Here is an 18,083-nt window from a genome sequence, read left to right as displayed (position 1 = left end):
CTCTACATGTTTCGATATGACTAATTTACCTTATCTAACAGCTTGTTGTACTGGTTTTGCTCGTATAATTTCGAAACTTCTTCAAATTGTGCTTCCGGAGCCACTTCTTTAGCAGGGTGAACCGTGTCTGCATCAACGATAATCAACGTTTGCGGGTAATTTTGTAATTGTGCAAAAGGTACTGCTTCAGCAACAAGGTCTGAGCCCGCTTTTTTCAATTCATTTCGTAAGTTAGATGCTGCCATGACTGAAGCAGACGGTTTATCTTCATGGAAAGGTACTTGAATTAACTGTACATTTGTATGAACAACACCTCTTGTAGTGGTTGCTGGACTTTCCTGTGCTGCTGGGCTCGCCTCTTCTTCAGATGCTGCCTGCATTTCACCTAAAATTTCATCATAACGGTCACCGTCTAAGAAGTTCCCTACTGATACGTGAACAGCTAAAGGCGCTTGTCGTTTAGCACGGTCCGTTAACTCTTCTTGTGTGATAACTAAGACGCCCGCTTGATTTTCCAATTTAGAAATGGCTGTATTGGTAATCGACATGTCGTAACCTAATTTTTTCGCTTTTTTACGTAATAGAGAAGCACCCATGGCACTTGATCCCATGCCTGCGTCACATGCGAAAATAATGCTGTTGATATCTTCTGGCGCTGGAATTTCACCTTCTACTGATGCTGACCCAACGTTTGTATCTTCAGTTGATTGACCCTTTGAATCTGCTTTTGCTGCTTTAGCCGCCGCTTGGCTTTCTTCAAAGTTGGCTTGGTCTTGTTCACGGTCCATTTTAATAATTGGTGCCGCTACTAAGAATGAAACAAGTGTTGCAACTAATACCCCACCGATAACACCAATGTATGCACCTGGTGCTGTCATACCAAGGATGGCAATGATTGAACCTGGTGATGCTGGACCAGTTAAGGCTGCATTTAATAGTTGGAAAGTTAATGTACCTGATACCCCACCAGCAATAACGGCTAGGAATAATAAAGGTTTCATCATCACATATGGGAAGTAGATTTCATGAATACCACCTAGGAAGTGGATAATAATCGCACCCGGTGCTGATGATCTTGCTGACCCTTTTCCAAATACGGTAAAGGCTAATAGAATACCTAGACCAGGACCTGGGTTGGCTTCTAATAGGTAAAGAATTGAACGACCTGTTTCTGCTACTTGTTGTGACCCTAATGGCGTTAAAATACCATGGTTCAATGCGTTATTAAGGAATAGAATCTTGGCTGGCTCGATAAATACATTAGCCAATGGTAGTAATCGTCTTTGAATAATCCAGTCTACACCTGTTGCAAAGATGGTTGTCATTCCTGAAACGAATGGCCCAACTGCATAGAAACCAACTAATACTAATAAGAAACCGATAATCCCGATTGAGAAGTTGTTAACCAACATTTCAAAACCTGACGGGATTTTATCTTGGAATTTCTCATCAAATTTCTTGATGGCCCAACCACCTAAAGGACCTAAAACCATTGCCCCAATAAACATTGGCACTGTTGCTTGACCTGTTACAATTTCTGAGGCCCCTACAACCGCACCCATTGTGGCGATGGCACCAGTTACAGCCCCACGTTGACCATAAACCATGGAACCACCGGTATAACCGATTAAAATTGGTAGTAGGTAGTCACGCATTGGACCTACTAAGTTTGCTAATGCTTCATTTGGCATCCACCCATCTGGAATGAACAGTGCTGTAATAATCCCCCAAGCAATAAATGACCCGATATTGGGCATAACCATACTAGATAAATAAGAACCTAATTTTTGAACTGATGCCTTTAAACCTGAATCTTTTGTTTTCTCCGACATAAGCGTTCTCCTCCTTTGTTTAATTCATCTATAATCTTATTCGTAATCGGAAGCGGTTACAATGATTTCAGCATGTAAGTTTGGCACACTTAAGCATGACACTTTTTCTTTGTTCCTCTTTCTACCTTTCTATGATAGACTGACAGTAAAGTTCAGATTTTGATCAAAAATTCACATTTTAGGAGGATTATTTATGGATATCAAGATTTTTGATACCGCAAAAGAAGCATCTAAAGAGGTTTTACATGAATTTGACCAGGCATTAGCCAGCGGTGCAACAACTTTTGGTTTAGCAACGGGTTCAACACCAGAAGATTTATATGAATATTTAACATCTTCTAACTTAGACTTTAGTAACGCAACTGCTTTAAACCTAGATGAATATTTTGGCTTACCTGCTAACCACCCAGAAAGCTACGCAACTTTTATGGACAAGCACCTTTTCAGTAAGAAACCTTTCAAAGAAACGTTCATCCCTAACGGTTTAGCAACAGATGTTGAGGCAGAAATTACTCGCTACAATACACTATTAGATGAGCATCCAATTGACTTACAAATTCTAGGTATTGGACAAAATGCACATATCGGTTTCAACGAGCCAGGTTCTTCTCGCCATACGAAAACGCAATTAGTAGACTTAGCAGAAAGTACTATTCAAGCAAATGCTCGTTTCTTCGATTCTGTAGAAGATGTACCAACCAAAGCTTTCTCTATGGGACTAGCATCTATCATGCAATCTAAACGTATACTACTACTAGCTTTTGGTGAATCTAAAGCTCAAGCGGTTAAGGATATGGTTGAAGGTCCTGTGACTGAAGATGTACCTGCAAGTCTGTTACAAGAACATCCTAATGTGACTGTTTACCTAGATAGTGCTGCTGCAAGCCTCTTAAATAAATAGTCACCGAGTTTTACTTATAAATAAACAAATAGCTTATGACAGACTTAGAGTCGGTGTCATGGGCTATTTAATTGTACATTCCTTATTACTACAATCCTTCCTTTAGTCAGTGTATACAACTTTCAATCATTTTGCCTTTCAATGATTCATACTTATACTATACCCTGTGTCTTTTATTTATTGCATCTTCCTTTTACAAAACTTTCGTATGCATATCGGAGATTATATAGAGGGCATCGCACAACGCTTTATAAGATAATGGTAAATATTTGCAAATCTAATAAAGCGTTGTTATAGTGAATAATATAACTAATATTGGATAGGTCACATAGGAGGAATTTCATATGTCTAACTTAAAAAATCCAAAGGAACTATATCATAAAGACGGATTCCCTAAACAAGACCAAGAGGGACCGGCTCTGCAAAATAAAATGAAACCTGTACCTGACTGCGGTGAAGACACTTATAAAGGTTCAGGAAAACTAACCGGTCGTAATGCGCTAATTACAGGAGGAGATTCCGGTATTGGTCGAGCGGTAGCTATCGCCTTCGCAAGAGAAGGTGCCAATGTGGCTATCCATTTCCTACCAGGCGAAGAATCAGACGCTGAGGAAGTAAAAGAGTTGATTGAAAAAGAAGGTCGTAAAGCACTCTTATTACCATACGATTTTAAGGAAGAGGGAAATGGCGCTAAAATTGTGTCAGAAACAGTTAAGGCCTTTGGTGCACTAGATATTTTAGTTTTAAATGCAGCGCAGCAAATTGCTCATGAAAAGCTTGAAGATCTACCAATGCAACAAGTGAGAGACACCTTCCAAGTAAATATTATCAGTATGTATGAATCAGTGAAAGAAGCTGAAAAATACCTAGAGCCTGGAAGTACAATTGTTACAACTTCTTCCGTGAATTCATTTAATCCTTCAGTTTCTTTCTTCGATTACGCCGTAACTAACGGGGCAATATCAACTTTCACCGCCCTATTATCTGGATACTTTGCACCAAAAGGCATTCGGGTCAATGGTGTAGCACCTGGTCCAGTATGGACACCATTACAATTAGATGGTGGACAACTAGAGGGTGGACTAGAAAGTTTTGGGCAAGATACTCAACTAGAACGTTCCGGTCAGCCTGCTGAACTTGCGCCGACTTATGTTTTTCTTGCTTCAAATGATTCTTCTTATATCAGTGGAGAAATTATTAAAGTTACAGGTGGTAGCACCATCTCTACTGAATAATCAATGTGCATCATTAAGTGATTATGACAAATAAAAGCTTTAATAAGAGGTCAAGCTTAGCTTTAGGGATAAGCTTGAATCTCTTATTATTTATATAATCGACTAAATCATTTATAGCCTTAATTAGGTTACTAAGCTGAAAGTAACCCACCAAACACATGATAAAATACTGAGCAATATAGTCATTATTCCCTTTCTAAAAAAACTAGCTTCTCCTGGTTTTTTTTATTTTACATACTAAATAAATGATAAAAAAGCCAAGCAATAGGATAATTGCTTGGCTTTTTCACATCGGTGGCATTGATTTAGAAACAATGTTCCCCCACCCTATTTCTCACATAATCAGACAATCAAACGAGTTAAGCTCGAAAATGTGTTGGTTTGAAATAAAGTTTGATTAAAAGGAAGCTACAAACTTTGTTTTTATCATAAAAGAAACTCACGCGTTTTGAACAAAGATTGATCAAAACATACGGGTTTCATAGTTAAGCAGATTTTCTTTTTATAAAAAAGTTTGATTATTTCCATATATCTGTTCAGAATTGAGTCAAAATCCGAAACTAGACAATTTAAAATTAAAACATTTTAGCCTACATTTTATAAGCTATCAAACTTAATTCAAAAATTCCATTACGGTCTTACCAAACAACACCTGCCGAAACAATCCCTTTTACTGTCCCGACAGGTGCTTAAATTAATTCAGTCCAACACGTTCAAATATTTCATCTACATTTTTCAGATGGTAGTTATAGTCAAAAGCATCTTCGATATCTTCAGCATTCAGAATGGACATAATCTTCTCGTCCTCTTCAAGCAGTGGTCGGAATGCTGTCTGTTCATCCCAAGCAATGGCAGTTTTGGGCTGAACCAGGTCGTAAGCTTCTTCCCGGCTGAGGCCTTTATCGATCAGCTTCAGCAATACACGCTGGCTGTAGATCAGACCAAGTGTTGCATCCATATTGCGTTTCATGTTCTCAGGGAACACGGTCAGATTGCAGACGATATTGGCAAATCGGTTCAGCATGTAGTTTAGCAGGGTCGTGCTGTCAGGCAAAATAATGCGTTCCGCAGATGAGTGCGAAATATCACGCTCATGCCATAAGCTGACGTTCTCGTAAGCTGTCACCATGTGCCCTCTGATCACACGCGCCAGTCCGGCCATATTCTCAGATCCGATCGGGTTACGTTTGTGAGGCATTGCTGAGGAGCCTTTCTGACCTTTAGCAAAACCTTCTTCCACTTCTCTAGTTTCCGACTTCTGCAGGCCTCTGATTTCGGTCGCAAACTTTTCAACGCTGGTTGCAATAAGGGCAATGGTGCTAATATATTCCGCATGCAGATCGCGCGGCAGAACCTGGGTCGAAATTTCCTGAGGACGCGTTCCCAGTTTATCGCAGACATACTTTTCAACAAATGGCGGGATATTGGCAAACGTTCCAACTGCTCCACTGATTTTTCCGGCTTCTACGCCTTTAGCTGCGTGTTCGAACCGTTCGATGTGGCGTTTCATTTCTGAATACCAGAGCGCCAGCTTCAGACCAAAGGTAGTCGGTTCAGCGTGAACACCGTGCGTGCGTCCCATGGTCACCGTATGCTTATGCTCTTTCGCTTTTTCACCGATAACTTCAAGCAGCTGCTGAAGGTCTTTTCTGAGTACATCATTGACCTGTTTCAGCTGGTAACCGTAAGCTGTATCAACGACATCTGTACTGGTTAATCCGTAGTGGACCCATTTCTTTTCGTCTCCCAACGTTTCAGAAACGGCTCGTGTGAAAGCGACCACGTCATGTTTCGTTTCTTTTTCGATTTCCAGAATACGGGCAATATCAAAAGAGGCATGCGCTCGGATCTTCTGAACGTCTTCTTTAGGAATCTCTCCCAGTTCGGCCCAGGCTTCATCAGCTAGGATCTCAACTTCCAGCCATGACTTGTAGCGGTTCTCCTCTGACCATAATTCTTTCATTTCAGGTCGCGTGTAGCGTTCGATCATTATACCAGTCTCCTAATTCCAGATTTTCGTTTCTTCAATGTCTTTCAGTGTCTTCTCGGTATCAGCCGTCAGTATGGTCACGTGCCCCATCTTTCGCCCGGTCTTGTCTTGTTTTTTATACCCTTAACGGCTTGCTTTCTCTGAGTTTAGCCAGAGTATTCATATAGTCTGTTTCATAGTCATATAAAGGTGTCGGGTAGTCTCCAGTAAAGTAAGACATACACAGACCATTATGTGGCGCATCGAACTTCAGTCCGATCGAGTCCACTGTCCCTTCGACACTTAAAAATGACAGACTGTCTGCACCGATTTTCTCTCGGATTTCTTCCACTGAATAATCTGCAGCAATCAGTTCTTTCTGGTTCTGAATATCGATTCCGTAGAAACATGGGTATTTCAAAGGTGGAGATGAAATGCGGACATGTACCTCCGCTGCTCCAGCTTCTTTCAATAACTGAACGATGCGTCGGCTAGTCGTGCCGCGAACGATGGAATCATCCACCATGATCACTTTCTTACCGGCCACCACACCTCGAACAGCAGAGAGTTTCATTCTTACACCTTGTTCTCTCAGTTCCTGAGTCGGCTGGATGAATGTGCGTGCAACATACTGGTTCTTGACTAGTCCCATTTCATAAGGGATCCCACTCGCTTCTGCATACCCGCTAGCTGCGGACAAAGATGAGTTAGGGACACCGATAACCATATCTGCATCGACCGGTGCTTCTTCAGCCAGACGTTTGCCCATATTCTTACGTGCAGTATGGACATTGACTCCAGCAATATTTGAATCCGGGCGAGCAAAGTAGATAAATTCCATGGAGCAGATCTGAAGCAGTGTCTGGTCAGTATAGGTTTCGATTCGGTAACCCGAATCATCGATAATAACCAGTTCACCCGGCTGAACGGCACGGACAAATTCTGCTCCGACAACATCAAGGGCACAGGTTTCACTTGCAAGTACGTAGGCACCATTTTCCATCTGTCCAATGGATAAAGGACGGAAACCGTTCGGATCCAGTGCACCGATCAATGCATCAGGCGTCAGCATGACATAAGCAAACGCACCTTTTACGGTATTCAGACTTTCTTTGATTCGGTCGATCAGTGTATCCTGCTTGCTTTTACGGATCAGGTGCATCAGGATTTCAGTATCCGAGTTTGAATGAAAAATCGCCCCAGCCTGCTCGAGTTCCTGGCGCAGACTCACTGCATTGATCAAATTCCCATTATGGGCCAGCGCCAGCTCCTCATCGTGAAACTTGAACAGGAACGGTTGAATGTTTAAGATACTGTTGCTACCGGCAGTGCTGTAACGGACATGTCCAATCCCAGCTTCTCCCGACAGGCGGATCAGTTCACGTTCATCTTTAAACACTTCAGATAAAAGTCCCAAGTCACGGTGTCCTTTCAGACGCCCATTGCGATTGGTCACAATCCCTGCGCCTTCCTGACCGCGGTGCTGCAGGCTATGCAGACCGAAAAAATTCAGCTGAGCTGCATCCGGGTGTCCCCACACACCGAATACGCCACATTCTTCATTTAAGCTTTTGATTTCAGCAACCAAGGAATGGCTCCTTCCCATAAGTCTTTCAATTCTTTAACATCAATAGTCAGCTCTTCCGTCTGCGTACGGATTTCAGCGATTCGTGTATCTTTTACTTCACCGATTTCAACGGCATCTTGTCCAAATACTTCTTTGACTGCTTCGGCGTTTTCAGATCTGACAGATAGAACAAAACGGGACGGCGATTCTGAAAACAGCCACTCTGACGGCATATCTAGTGTCGCAGACAGCCCCAGCTCATTCCCAAAGGCTGATTCCATCAGCGCCACGGCCAGTCCACCTTCAGAACAGTCATGTGCACTTTGAATAAGTCCTTCACGAATCGCCTGCAGAACTTTATCCTGAATCATTTTTTCTTTATCTATATCAAAATCGAAAAGCTCTCCTTCGATTCTCCCCAGTTGCATTTTCTGCAGTTCAGATCCGTTAAAGTCAGCTTCTGTTTCCCCAATGACGAAAATTTTATCCCCAGCCTGTTTAAATTCTGATGTTGTCACATGATCTAGATCCTTGACCAGTCCGACCATGCCAATCATAGGTGTCGGATAGATCGCTTCCCCATTTGTTTCGTTGTATAGCGATACGTTTCCTGAAATGACAGGTGTATTTAATGTCGTACAGGCTTTGGCAATCCCATCCGCGGATGTCCACAGCTCCCAGAACACTTCAGGCTTATCGGGATTCCCGTAGTTCAGACAGTCCGTTATTGCCAGTGGCTCGCCCCCGCTTGCCACGATATTTCTTGCAGCTTCTGCTACAGCCATCTGTCCACCTTTCTCCGGATCGAGATAAAGGTAGCGGGCATTACAGTCAGTCGTCATGGCAAGCGCCTTGCGGGTCCCTCTGATGCGCAGAACTGCCGCATCGCTTCCTGGACCGACCACGGTGTTTGTTCTGACCATTGAATCATATGTTTCAAAAATCGATTTTTTTGAAGCAACTGTAGGCTGCTGCATGAGTTGTTTCAATGTTTCTTCTGTATCAGTGATGTCCGGTTTATATGGATCAAGCTTTTTAAATGCCTGAATACGTTCCGGCTCAGTGTATGGTTTATGATAGACAGGTGCTTCTTCCGCCAATGCGTCTACCGGTAAGTCAGCGACCAGTCTTCCTTCATGGTACAGACGATACTGCCCGTCACCAGTCACTTCTCCAATAGTTACTGCATCCAGTTCATAACGTGAGAACAGCTCTTTAACACGATCTTCAGAGCCTTTCGTCACACAGATCAGCATCCGTTCCTGAGACTCCGAGAGCATCATTTCATAGGGCGTCATGCCTGCTTCACGTTGCGGCACATCGTCCAGATTAAGGATCAGTCCACTTCCCGCTTTTGATGCCATTTCTGAACTGGATGAGACCAGTCCCGCGGCTCCCATATCCTGGATACCGACGAGAATATCGCTGTGGTCCTGGATCAGTTCCAGGCATGCTTCCATCAGAAGTTTTTCCATAAACGGATCGCCAACTTGTACAGCTGAACGCTCAGCCTCTTCTTCATCACTGAATTCTTCCGAAGCAAAGGTTGCGCCGTGAATGCCGTCACGACCTGTTTTGGCTCCGACATACATGATCGTATTACCGATCCCTTTAGCCTGGCCTTTTTGAATATCCTCATGGTCGATCAGACCGACACACATGGCATTAACCAGCGGGTTCCCTCTGTAGACGGGATCAAAGGCAATTTCTCCGCCGACTGTCGGAATCCCGATACAGTTGCCGTAGCCGCCGATTCCTGCCACGACTTCTTCAAGCAGATACTTTGTCCGTTCGTTGTCGAGTTCACCGAACCGTAAAGAATCCAGCATCGCAATCGGACGGGCACCCATACTGAAAATATCACGAATGATGCCTCCGACACCTGTCGCCGCCCCTTCATAAGGTTCAACAGCGGATGGATGGTTATGACTTTCCGCTTTAAACACAACGGCCTGACCGTCTCCAATATCAACGATTCCGGCACCCTCACCAGGACCTTGAAGCACTTGAGGTCCCTCTGTCGGGAATTTTCTCAACACCGGTTTGGAGTTTTTATACGAGCAGTGCTCGCTCCACATAACTGAAAACAGGCCAGTTTCCGTATAGTTAGGCAGACGTTTGATTATGTCCTCGGAAATCATGCGGTATTCTTCATCCGTCAGTCCCCACTGAGCATAGATTTTCTGATCTCTGATCTGTTCGGCCGTCGGTTCATGTAATGTCTTCATACCTCTGCAGTCTCCTTTATAAAGTTCTTGACCATCGATTCGAAAAAGCGCAGCCCGTCACTTGAGCCTAAAAGATCTTCGACTGCCCGCTCAGGATGCGGCATCATACCCAGAACATTGCCTTGTTTGTTTATAATCCCTGCGATATTTTCAACTGAGCCGTTCGGATTGTCTGACGCATAGGTGAATACGATCTGATTGTTGGCTTTCAGTTCCGCAAGTGTCTCTTCATCACAGTAATAATTCCCTTCGCCATGAGCGACGGGTATGGTGAGGAGTTCCTGCTTGTCATATTCAGAGGTAAATTTCGTCCGGTTATTGACCACTTCCAGTTCCACTGTCTTACAGATAAAATGAAGGTTTTCGTTACGCTGCAAAGCCCCAGGCAGAAGTCCTGCTTCAACTAAAATCTGGAATCCGTTGCAGGTACCAAAGACTGGCTTGCCTTCCTCTGCAAAGCGAGTCACTTCACTCATCACATTTGAAAAGCGGGAGATGGCACCACTTCTTAAGTAATCACCATACGAAAAACCTCCAGGAAGCAGGACACCATCAAAGCCGTCCAGACTTTCTGCAGTGTGAGGCACGTATTCAGCTTCTTCTCCTACACCGTCTCTGATTGCATGAAGCAGATCGACATCGCAATTGGAACCTGGAAACTGGATCACTGCAAATCTCATGCTTAGACCGTCTCCTTTACTCGTTCGATTTCATAGCGATAGCTTTCCATCACGACATTTGCCAGAAGCTTGTCGCAGATCGTTTCAATGACTTCTTCAACTGAACGGTCGGCAGTATCTGACACTTTGATTTCAAAATACTTCCCGATACGAATATCTTCAATTTCATCGAAGCCCATACGGTGAACGGCTCCTCTTACCGCTTCTCCCTGAGGATCCAGAATTGATTCTTTATAGGTTACATATACTTTTACGTTATACATGAGTCACTTCTCCTTTTGATCTCTCGTCAGACGGTCGAGTACTTCCTGATATAGTGGGATAATGTCGCCGAGATCCTGTCTGAAGACATCCTTGTCCAGACGATCGTTCGTCTTTTCATCCCATAGACGGCATGTGTCCGGTGAAATTTCATCTGCCAGAACGATTTGTTCTTTCGCAGCCTTTCCAAATTCCAGCTTGAAGTCGATCAATCTGATGCCGGCCTCACTGTAAATCTCAATCAGCGACTGGTTGATGTTGTGAGCCTGTCTTTTAATTTCGTCAATTTCTTTCTGGTCAGCCAGATTAAGTGCAAGCACATGATCATCATTAATGAGCGGATCGTTCAGTCCGTCATCCTTGAGGTAAAATTCCAGAACCGGAAAGGCCAGCTCCGTCCCCTCGTCTACACCGAGGCGTCTGGAAAAGCTTCCAGCAGCGACATTTCTGACGACAACCTCAAGATCGAACATATCCACTTTTTCAATCAGCTGATCCGTTTCAGACACTTCCATGATGAAGTGACTTGGAATATCCTTCTCCTTCAGCTTTTTGAAGATCATGCTGGTAATCTGGTTATTCAGCTGCCCTTTACCGGCTATGGCTTCTTTCTTGGCTCCATTCCCAGCTGTGGCCTGATCTTTATACGTGACCCAAAGGATGTTGGGTTCACTGGTCTCATATAATTGTTTTGCCTTGCCTTCATATAACAGGTCTCTCTTTATCAACTGAATACCCCTTTCAGAACTTGGTTAAACACGAACATTAAACACATCTATACTTTCAATCGTTCTAATTTATCGATATAGCCTTATCATAGATTGTCTAAGGAATAGAGTCAACCTTTGAGCGTCTATTTATGAGTGACATTTTGTATAATGTTCATGTTTCATGTTTATAAAGCTGAATTTACAGATTAAAATATTCTAATGTTTTGTAATTAACGAACATTGCTGACTATTTATCCTTGAATAGTGATTTTAAGATCAGAGTTCGTAAAACTATTCACAAAATTTAATTAAACACAATTCGCTGACAGACTCACACTTAGGAGATGATTCACATGCAGATATACTAGACAACCCTTGTAGACGTCATTGATGAGGCCACAGACACAAAAACATTCTACCTCGACCTCCCAGAGGGCTTCACCTGGGAAGAAGGCGCGCACACTCACCTGGTACTGGAAGGATTCAATAGCGAAGAAAAACCTGACAAAGGGCTGGTCCGGCATATGTCGATCGCAACTCTTCCAGAAGAAAACACAATCGGCATCACGACTCGCCTTAGAGCAGAGCGCTCAAGATACAAGATTCATCTGGCTGAACTTAAAAGCGGAAGCTCATTTGCCCTGTTCAAGACACATACAAATATCCCATTGAAGCGAGAAGACAGACCCATTTACCTGTTGTCATGCGGGGTCGGCATCGCTTCATTCAGACCTCTCATTCTGCAGTACTTATACGTGCATCAATAAAAAGAATTTTATTATTGCGTTCACGTTTGCCTGTCTTCATTTTATTTTTCGATACGAACCATAAACATACAGGTATTTGCGTTGAGTAAAATAGTTGACCTGGTAGTGTAACAATACATTCAACTAAATCATTTTCGATTAAATTTTTACGAATTTCACCTTCGCCACCTGAGTTAGAAGACATAGAGCCATTCGCTAAAACAAAACCTGCTGTACCAGCTGGTGCTAGTTTTGAAATCATATGTTGTACCCAAGCATAGTTGGCATTTCCTTCTGGAGGCATGCCATATTGCCAGCGCATATCATCTTGTAGTTTATCACCACCCCAATCTTTAATATTGAATGGTGGATTGGCCATAATATAATCTGCTTTTAACCCCTTATGTAAATCATTTAAAGATGTATCTGCATTATGAGATCCGATATTGCCATCAATCCCACGAATTGCTAAGTTCATTTTACAAAGTTTCCATGTCGTCGGATTAGATTCTTGACCATATACAGACAAATTATCAATACGCCCTTGATGTTCTTTAACGAATTTAGAGGATTGTACGAACATACCGCCAGAGCCACATGCAGGGTCATATACACGGCCTTTGTATGGTTCTAACATTTCAACCAATAAACCTACAACTGAAGATGGTGTGTAGAATTCACCGCCATTTTTTCCTTCTGCGCTCGCAAAGTTACTTAAGAAATATTCATATACTCGTCCGATAACATCCTTTTCTCGACTATCTTCATCACCGACTTTAAATGAAAATAAATCAATTGTTTCACCTAGACGTGTTTTATCTAATTCCGGGCGTGCAAATGATTTAGGTAATACCCCCACTAATGACGGATTTTCTTTCTCTATTGCAACCATCGCAGCATCAATTAATTGACCTACTTCGGGTTTTTTAGCATTATCTTTAATAAATGACCAACGTGCTTCTTTCGGTACAAAGAATATATTCTCCGCAACATATTCATCACGGTCTTCTTCATCTGCCCATTCATCCGCTTTTAACTCCGCATATTTTTCTTCAAATGCGTCAGACACATATTTTAAAAATAATAACCCTAATACCACATTTTTATATTCACCAGAATCCATTGATCCTCGTAATTTATCTGCCATCTTCCATAACTTTTCTTCAAAACCTAAGTTTGCTGTAGCCATGTATTTTCTATATCTATTGTATCAATTTTTCAGCACACAAAATTACAAATAACAATATATTCAAATTTTAAATTTAGATGATTTTAGATAATAATAATTTGGCCCTATGTTCATAATTTTTCTTACTATGCTTCGCCTTCTGGACGGTAACGCCTTTGTCTTCAATCTCTTTCAACGATTCTTTCAACCATGCACCATTATCTTTGACCAAATTCCCTAGTAATTGCTCAATAACAATATCCCAATGGATTCCCTGTTGTGCTCCTAAAATAAACATCGAAAGGGATTTATACTCACGTTCTATTTCCAAAATGAAATAATGATGTCCTTTTAAGAAACGGTCACAATGGACATGTACATGCCTTATATGGAAGTTGTTTGAGAGGTATTTCCCAATGCCAAAATTATTATCGATCGCTTCCACTTAGTTTAAGCATTAAATCTAGAATTAAATAAGTTACGTATTGAAGTAATGAATGCCTTTAGAGTTCCTGACCATAGCTTGTACAATAAGTATAAAAGGTATTGGCGACTATCCTTAATGTCCCGAGAAATCCCAAGCTCATGGGATTATCAATCATTCAAGTTATTCGATTGGCTTACAAATACCGGTGGTACTTTAGATTATTTACTGGACAAGAATCCATTATTAAAAGACACCTATAATCTTATCCATAACTTGCGTGAGTCACTCCAAGAGAATGATTCTGAAGCATTTAAAGCTCAGTTAGCGCAGTCCAAGTTAGTTAAATTACCAAGCGGACTAAGACGAGTGTTGCGTACATTTATCAAACTTCAAAGATATATTGGGCATACTTTCAAATATAAACACTTAACGAATGGCCGAATAGAAGGTTTGAATAATAAAATTAAGGTCTTAAAACGGATAGCCTATGGATACCGAAACTTCCAAAATTTTAGAACTAGGATATTAATGACGAACAAGCTATATCTAAATGAAATACCGGTAGTACAAGCAGCCTAAGGGCTGCTCCGAAAGCATAGTATAAAGATAAAAATGAATAATGGAAAAGAGTATAAAAAACCAGGTAATCTAATGATTACCTGGCAAACATTACTCATCAATCCTATTTGACGAAGAGCCAATATTTTTTAATTCTAAAATAAAAAAACAACCTTTATGGACATCATACCCATAAAGGTTGTTTTACTCAAACTTTATTATAAATAATCAGACTTTTTTATAAAACTACAAAATAAAATTTGTGATAAAGTTTATTATTCTACTGTTACTGACTTCGCTAGGTTACGTGGCTTATCTACATCTAAACCGCGGTCTAATGACGCATAGTATGCTAGTAACTGCGTTGGAATGACTGATACAAGTGCAGATAACAATGGTTCTACTGCTGGGATGACAATATCGTCACCTTCACGGTCCAAACCTTCCATAGAGATGATTAATGTATTCGCTCCGCGCGAACGCACTTCTTCAATATTACCACGAGAGTGAGCAGCGGTATTTTCTTGAGTGATTACACCGACCACTGGCGTACCATCTTCGATAAGCGAGATTGTACCATGTTTCAATTCACCTGAAGCGAAACCTTCAGCTTGAATATATGAAATCTCTTTTATTTTCAAGGCAGCTTCACGACTTACTTCGTAGTCGATACCACGGCCGATGTAGAAAGCACTTGCTTTATCAGTGAATAATTCAGTCGCTAATTCATGAATTTCATCTTTATCATCGATCATTACTTGAATAGCGTTGGCGATGATTGATAATTCATGTTCCATGTCAAATTGTGCTTCGAATCCTAAGTCACGACGTAAAGCTTCAGCTAATACAGCCATTACTGCGATTTGACCAGTGTATGCTTTAGTAGATGCTACAGCAATTTCTGGACCTGCATGTAATAATAATGTGTAGTCAGCTTCACGTGATAAAGTAGAACCTTTCACGTTAGTGATTGTTAATGATTTGTAGCCTAATTTGTTGGTTTGAACCAATACTTGACGACTATCTGCAGTTTCACCAGATTGTGTTAGGTAGATGAAGAATGGTTTTTCACTCAATACCGGCATGTTGTAAGCAAATTCAGATGCTACATGAACTTCAACTGGAATGTTAACCATTTTTTCGATGATGTTTTTACCAACTAAACCTGCATGCATTGAAGTACCTGCACCGATGATGTAGATGCGGTCGCTTGCATTAATCGCATCAACGATTTCCTGATCAACTGTTAATTCGTTGTTATCGTCAGAGTATTCTTGGATAATACGACGCATTACAGCTGGTTGCTCGTCGATTTCTTTGATCATGTAGTAAGGGTATGTCCCTTTATCTAAGTCATTGGCATCTAATTGTGCTGTATATGGTGCACGTTCGATTGTTTCGCCAGCTAAGTTTTTAATAGTAACGTTGTCTTCAGTTAAGATAACCATTTCACCGTCATGAATTTCAACGTATTGGTCAGTTAAATCGATTGATGCCATTGCATCAGAAACGATTGTATTGAAGTCAGTTCCTTTACCAATTAATAAAGGTGATTTGTTTTTCGCTGCAAAAACAACACCTGGTTGTTCTGAATCGATTAATGCAAATGCATATGAACCTTCAATCACGTTTAAGGCTTTTAAGAATGCAGTTTCTGCATCTAAGCCTTCTGTTAATGCGAAGTGTTCGATTAAGTTAACAGCTACTTCTGTATCTGTATCTGAGTGGAAAGTCACATCAGATAAGATGTCTTCTTTCATTTCACGGTAGTTTTCGATAACACCGTTATGTACTAATGTGAAACGACCTGTTGAAGATTGATGTGGATGGGCATTGCGAACGCTTGGTTCACCATGTGTTGCCCAACGTGTATGTCCAATACCTGTATGGGCATCTAATGTCATGTCCACTTCACTTTGTAGTTTAGCGATACGTCCTTCTTCTCTGAATAAATGACCGTTTTGACCATTTCCATCAACAACGTATACACCTGCTGAATCATATCCACGATACTCTAAACGCTCTAAACCGTTTAATAATACCTCTTGAGCTGATCCATTTCCAATATAACCTACAATACCACACATGTTGCAGTTTCCTCCTAATTTGGCGACATAAAATTAGACCCTATTCATATAGGTGTCTTATCGCAATTTATATTTGGCTACTACGTACGTGGCGGTAATTTGATAAGGCAAAATGATGGTCTAGATCATTGATTGCCTTACTTTTTTCCCACCTGTGGATTGTACAACCCCTGAATCATCCGCCGAATATTTCGATCAATTCAGTCCTCGTCACTTGCTAAGCAAGCCTGGCGCTATCCCAAAAATTACGTTTGAGATTTTATTAAAAGTAATAGCTCTTTACATTCTATAAATACAAAAAGTTATTGTCAACCTTTTTTGTTGTTAATGGCTATAATTTAACCTTCTCTTAAGAAGATATGTAGGTTATCCGCTAACTAGATTGCTAGCATACAAAAAAAGAGCCAGGAAAACCTGACTCATTTGATTGTATTTTAAATAACCGTTTCTATATAGAAGAAACTTTGTCTTAGTACCAACCGTTAGCATTCCAGAATGCTAAAGCAGCATCCCATGAACCGTAACGCTCAGCAACATATTTGTCAGCAGCAACTTCTTGCTCAGCTGGAGATGCACCGTAAGCTACTAATGTTGGGTTTAATTGGTAACGACCGTAGTAGCCACCTGCAGCGTTGTAAGCTGTGTAAGATCCACCTGACTCACGTTGAGCGATGATTTCTTTAGCTGAATTGCTAGAGTATGAAGTAGTTGATGCAGTTGTTTCAGCTGCTGGTGCTTCATATGTAGTTTCTTCTGCTACATAAGTTTCTTCAGCTGGCGCTTCGTAAGTTGTTTCAGTTACTTCTTCTTCAGTTACATCGTAAGTAGTTGCTTCTTCTGATACAGAATCTTCAACTGTTACTTCATTAACTTCACCAGTAGTTTCATCTTTAGTGAATGAAAGTTTAGTGCCTGGGAAGATGACGTTAGCGTTTTGGATGTCGTTGATTGCAACTAATGCATCTACACTTACGTCAGATGCTTTAGCGATAGCTGCTAAAGTATCACCGTATTGGATAGTGTATGAAGTTGTTGTATCGTCTGTAGCTTCTAAGTCAGCTGAAACTTCAGCAACTGTACGAGCAGACCAAGTAGCTGCTTCTACGTTATTGTTGTTTGTAGCAGCGAATAAACCTGCTAATGCAAATGACGTACCTAAGATAATTTTGTTCAATTTCATGTGTAAATACTCTCCTTAATAAGAATACTGCTTTTTAATTTTTTTTTAAGTTGTCTGCTGCCATCAAGTGGATGACCCGCTATTTACCGCATCTTTATCGTGCGACTATATTCTAGATAAAGAACACCTGTCTCATCTACAAGCAATATCTTAACACGGGCCTTTTTTTAAGTCATGTAAATCAGGCATCTGTTAAAGCCTCTTAACTGCCTTGACATTAAATCCGGGGTTTTTGAAAACCTTATGTAAATTTGTAACAACTTTGTAACACTATAGCACTAAAATTATATATATAAAGTGATAATCACAATTGTTCTCACAAATGATGTCATATTACCGGAAAATTAGGCGTTTTTATTATGAATTAAATAAACAAAGTCCCTAATAAAGCCTTTATATAAGTGTTTTAAATTCATGTCAAATCGCAATCGTTCTGTAATATGACATATGATAATTGCAAAATGTTATTTTTAAATGTCTAATAGTACAAATATTTAGATAAGCTATCGGGTATTTACTTATTTCAAAGCAATA

12 protein-coding genes and 3 pseudogenes are annotated in these 18,083 nt (G+C 41.0%); 3 read left to right on the top strand and 12 right to left on the bottom strand.

Going from position 1 to position 18,083, the window contains the following annotated elements; all coding sequences use genetic code 11:
- Window positions 1-20: 20 nt before the first annotated feature.
- Window positions 21-1,832 (bottom strand): PTS mannitol transporter subunit IICB, encoded by a 1,812-nt coding sequence (locus tag ACRCJ0_RS00295; RefSeq protein ID WP_271735916.1) that lies wholly within the window; start codon window positions 1,830-1,832, stop codon window positions 21-23.
- A 193-nt stretch (window positions 1,833-2,025) separates the two neighbouring features.
- Between ACRCJ0_RS00295 and ACRCJ0_RS00290 the strand changes: the two genes are divergently transcribed.
- Window positions 2,026-2,733 (top strand): glucosamine-6-phosphate deaminase, encoded by a 708-nt coding sequence (locus tag ACRCJ0_RS00290; protein WP_149255835.1) that lies wholly within the window; start codon window positions 2,026-2,028, stop codon window positions 2,731-2,733.
- A gap of 344 nt (window positions 2,734-3,077) precedes the next feature.
- Complete coding sequence (locus ACRCJ0_RS00285) at window positions 3,078-3,968, top strand: SDR family oxidoreductase (protein ID WP_069285456.1); 891 nt, start codon at window positions 3,078-3,080, stop codon at window positions 3,966-3,968.
- Window positions 3,969-4,662: 694 nt separating this feature from the next.
- Here the strand turns inward: ACRCJ0_RS00285 and purB are convergent.
- The 9 genes and pseudogenes from purB to ACRCJ0_RS00240 all read right to left on the bottom strand — a co-directional run bounded on the left by purB (window position 4,663) and on the right by ACRCJ0_RS00240 (window position 13,742).
- Window positions 4,663-5,958 (bottom strand): adenylosuccinate lyase, encoded by a 1,296-nt coding sequence (gene purB, locus ACRCJ0_RS00280; RefSeq protein WP_094518550.1) that lies wholly within the window; start codon window positions 5,956-5,958, stop codon window positions 4,663-4,665.
- A gap of 12 nt (window positions 5,959-5,970) precedes the next feature.
- Window positions 5,971-6,075: pseudogene (locus ACRCJ0_RS00275) on the bottom strand (hypothetical protein); the annotation flags it as partial.
- The gene (gene purF / locus ACRCJ0_RS00270; protein WP_003142092.1) at window positions 6,074-7,525 is read right to left on the bottom strand and encodes an amidophosphoribosyltransferase; all 1,452 of its coding nucleotides are present in this window, start codon (window positions 7,523-7,525) and stop codon (window positions 6,074-6,076) included. The gene purF and the pseudogene ACRCJ0_RS00275, both read right to left, overlap by 2 nt.
- On the bottom strand, window positions 7,501-9,732 hold the full coding sequence (gene purL / locus ACRCJ0_RS00265) for a phosphoribosylformylglycinamidine synthase subunit PurL (protein WP_431389123.1): 2,232 nt from the start codon (window positions 9,730-9,732) through the stop codon (window positions 7,501-7,503). The genes purF and purL overlap by 25 nt, the downstream gene beginning before the upstream one ends.
- Complete coding sequence (purQ, locus tag ACRCJ0_RS00260; protein WP_003142095.1) at window positions 9,729-10,412, bottom strand: phosphoribosylformylglycinamidine synthase subunit PurQ; 684 nt, start codon at window positions 10,410-10,412, stop codon at window positions 9,729-9,731. The genes purL and purQ overlap by 4 nt, the downstream gene beginning before the upstream one ends.
- A 2-nt stretch (window positions 10,413-10,414) precedes the next feature.
- The gene (gene purS, locus ACRCJ0_RS00255) at window positions 10,415-10,675 is read right to left on the bottom strand and encodes a phosphoribosylformylglycinamidine synthase subunit PurS (RefSeq protein ID WP_091264757.1); all 261 of its coding nucleotides are present in this window, start codon (window positions 10,673-10,675) and stop codon (window positions 10,415-10,417) included.
- 3 nt (window positions 10,676-10,678) lie between these two features.
- Window positions 10,679-11,401, bottom strand: coding sequence for a phosphoribosylaminoimidazolesuccinocarboxamide synthase (purC, locus tag ACRCJ0_RS00250; protein WP_003142099.1), 723 nt, complete (start codon window positions 11,399-11,401; stop codon window positions 10,679-10,681).
- A 735-nt stretch (window positions 11,402-12,136) separates the two neighbouring features.
- Window positions 12,137-13,318, bottom strand: a pseudogene (locus tag ACRCJ0_RS00245) (type I restriction-modification system subunit M); the annotation flags it as partial.
- Window positions 13,319-13,391: 73 nt separating this feature from the next.
- On the bottom strand, window positions 13,392-13,742 hold the full coding sequence (locus ACRCJ0_RS00240; RefSeq protein WP_431389122.1) for a Tn7-like element transposition protein TnsE: 351 nt from the start codon (window positions 13,740-13,742) through the stop codon (window positions 13,392-13,394).
- A 27-nt stretch (window positions 13,743-13,769) separates the two neighbouring features.
- Between ACRCJ0_RS00240 and ACRCJ0_RS00235 the strand changes: the two are divergent.
- A pseudogene (locus ACRCJ0_RS00235) lies at window positions 13,770-14,303 on the top strand (transposase); the annotation flags it as partial.
- 254 nt (window positions 14,304-14,557) lie between these two features.
- Here the strand turns inward: ACRCJ0_RS00235 and glmS are convergent.
- Window positions 14,558-16,369: a glutamine--fructose-6-phosphate transaminase (isomerizing) gene (glmS, locus tag ACRCJ0_RS00230; protein WP_431389121.1), complete on the bottom strand. Its 1,812-nt coding sequence runs from the start codon at window positions 16,367-16,369 to the stop codon at window positions 14,558-14,560.
- A gap of 469 nt (window positions 16,370-16,838) precedes the next feature.
- Window positions 16,839-17,549, bottom strand: a complete 711-nt coding sequence (locus ACRCJ0_RS00225) for a LysM peptidoglycan-binding domain-containing protein (protein WP_431389120.1) — start codon at window positions 17,547-17,549, stop codon at window positions 16,839-16,841.
- Window positions 17,550-18,083 lie beyond the last annotated feature (534 nt).

Source organism: Aerococcus sp. L_32 (assembly GCF_050689315.1).
This window is presented reverse-complemented; position numbering and strand designations above follow the sequence as displayed.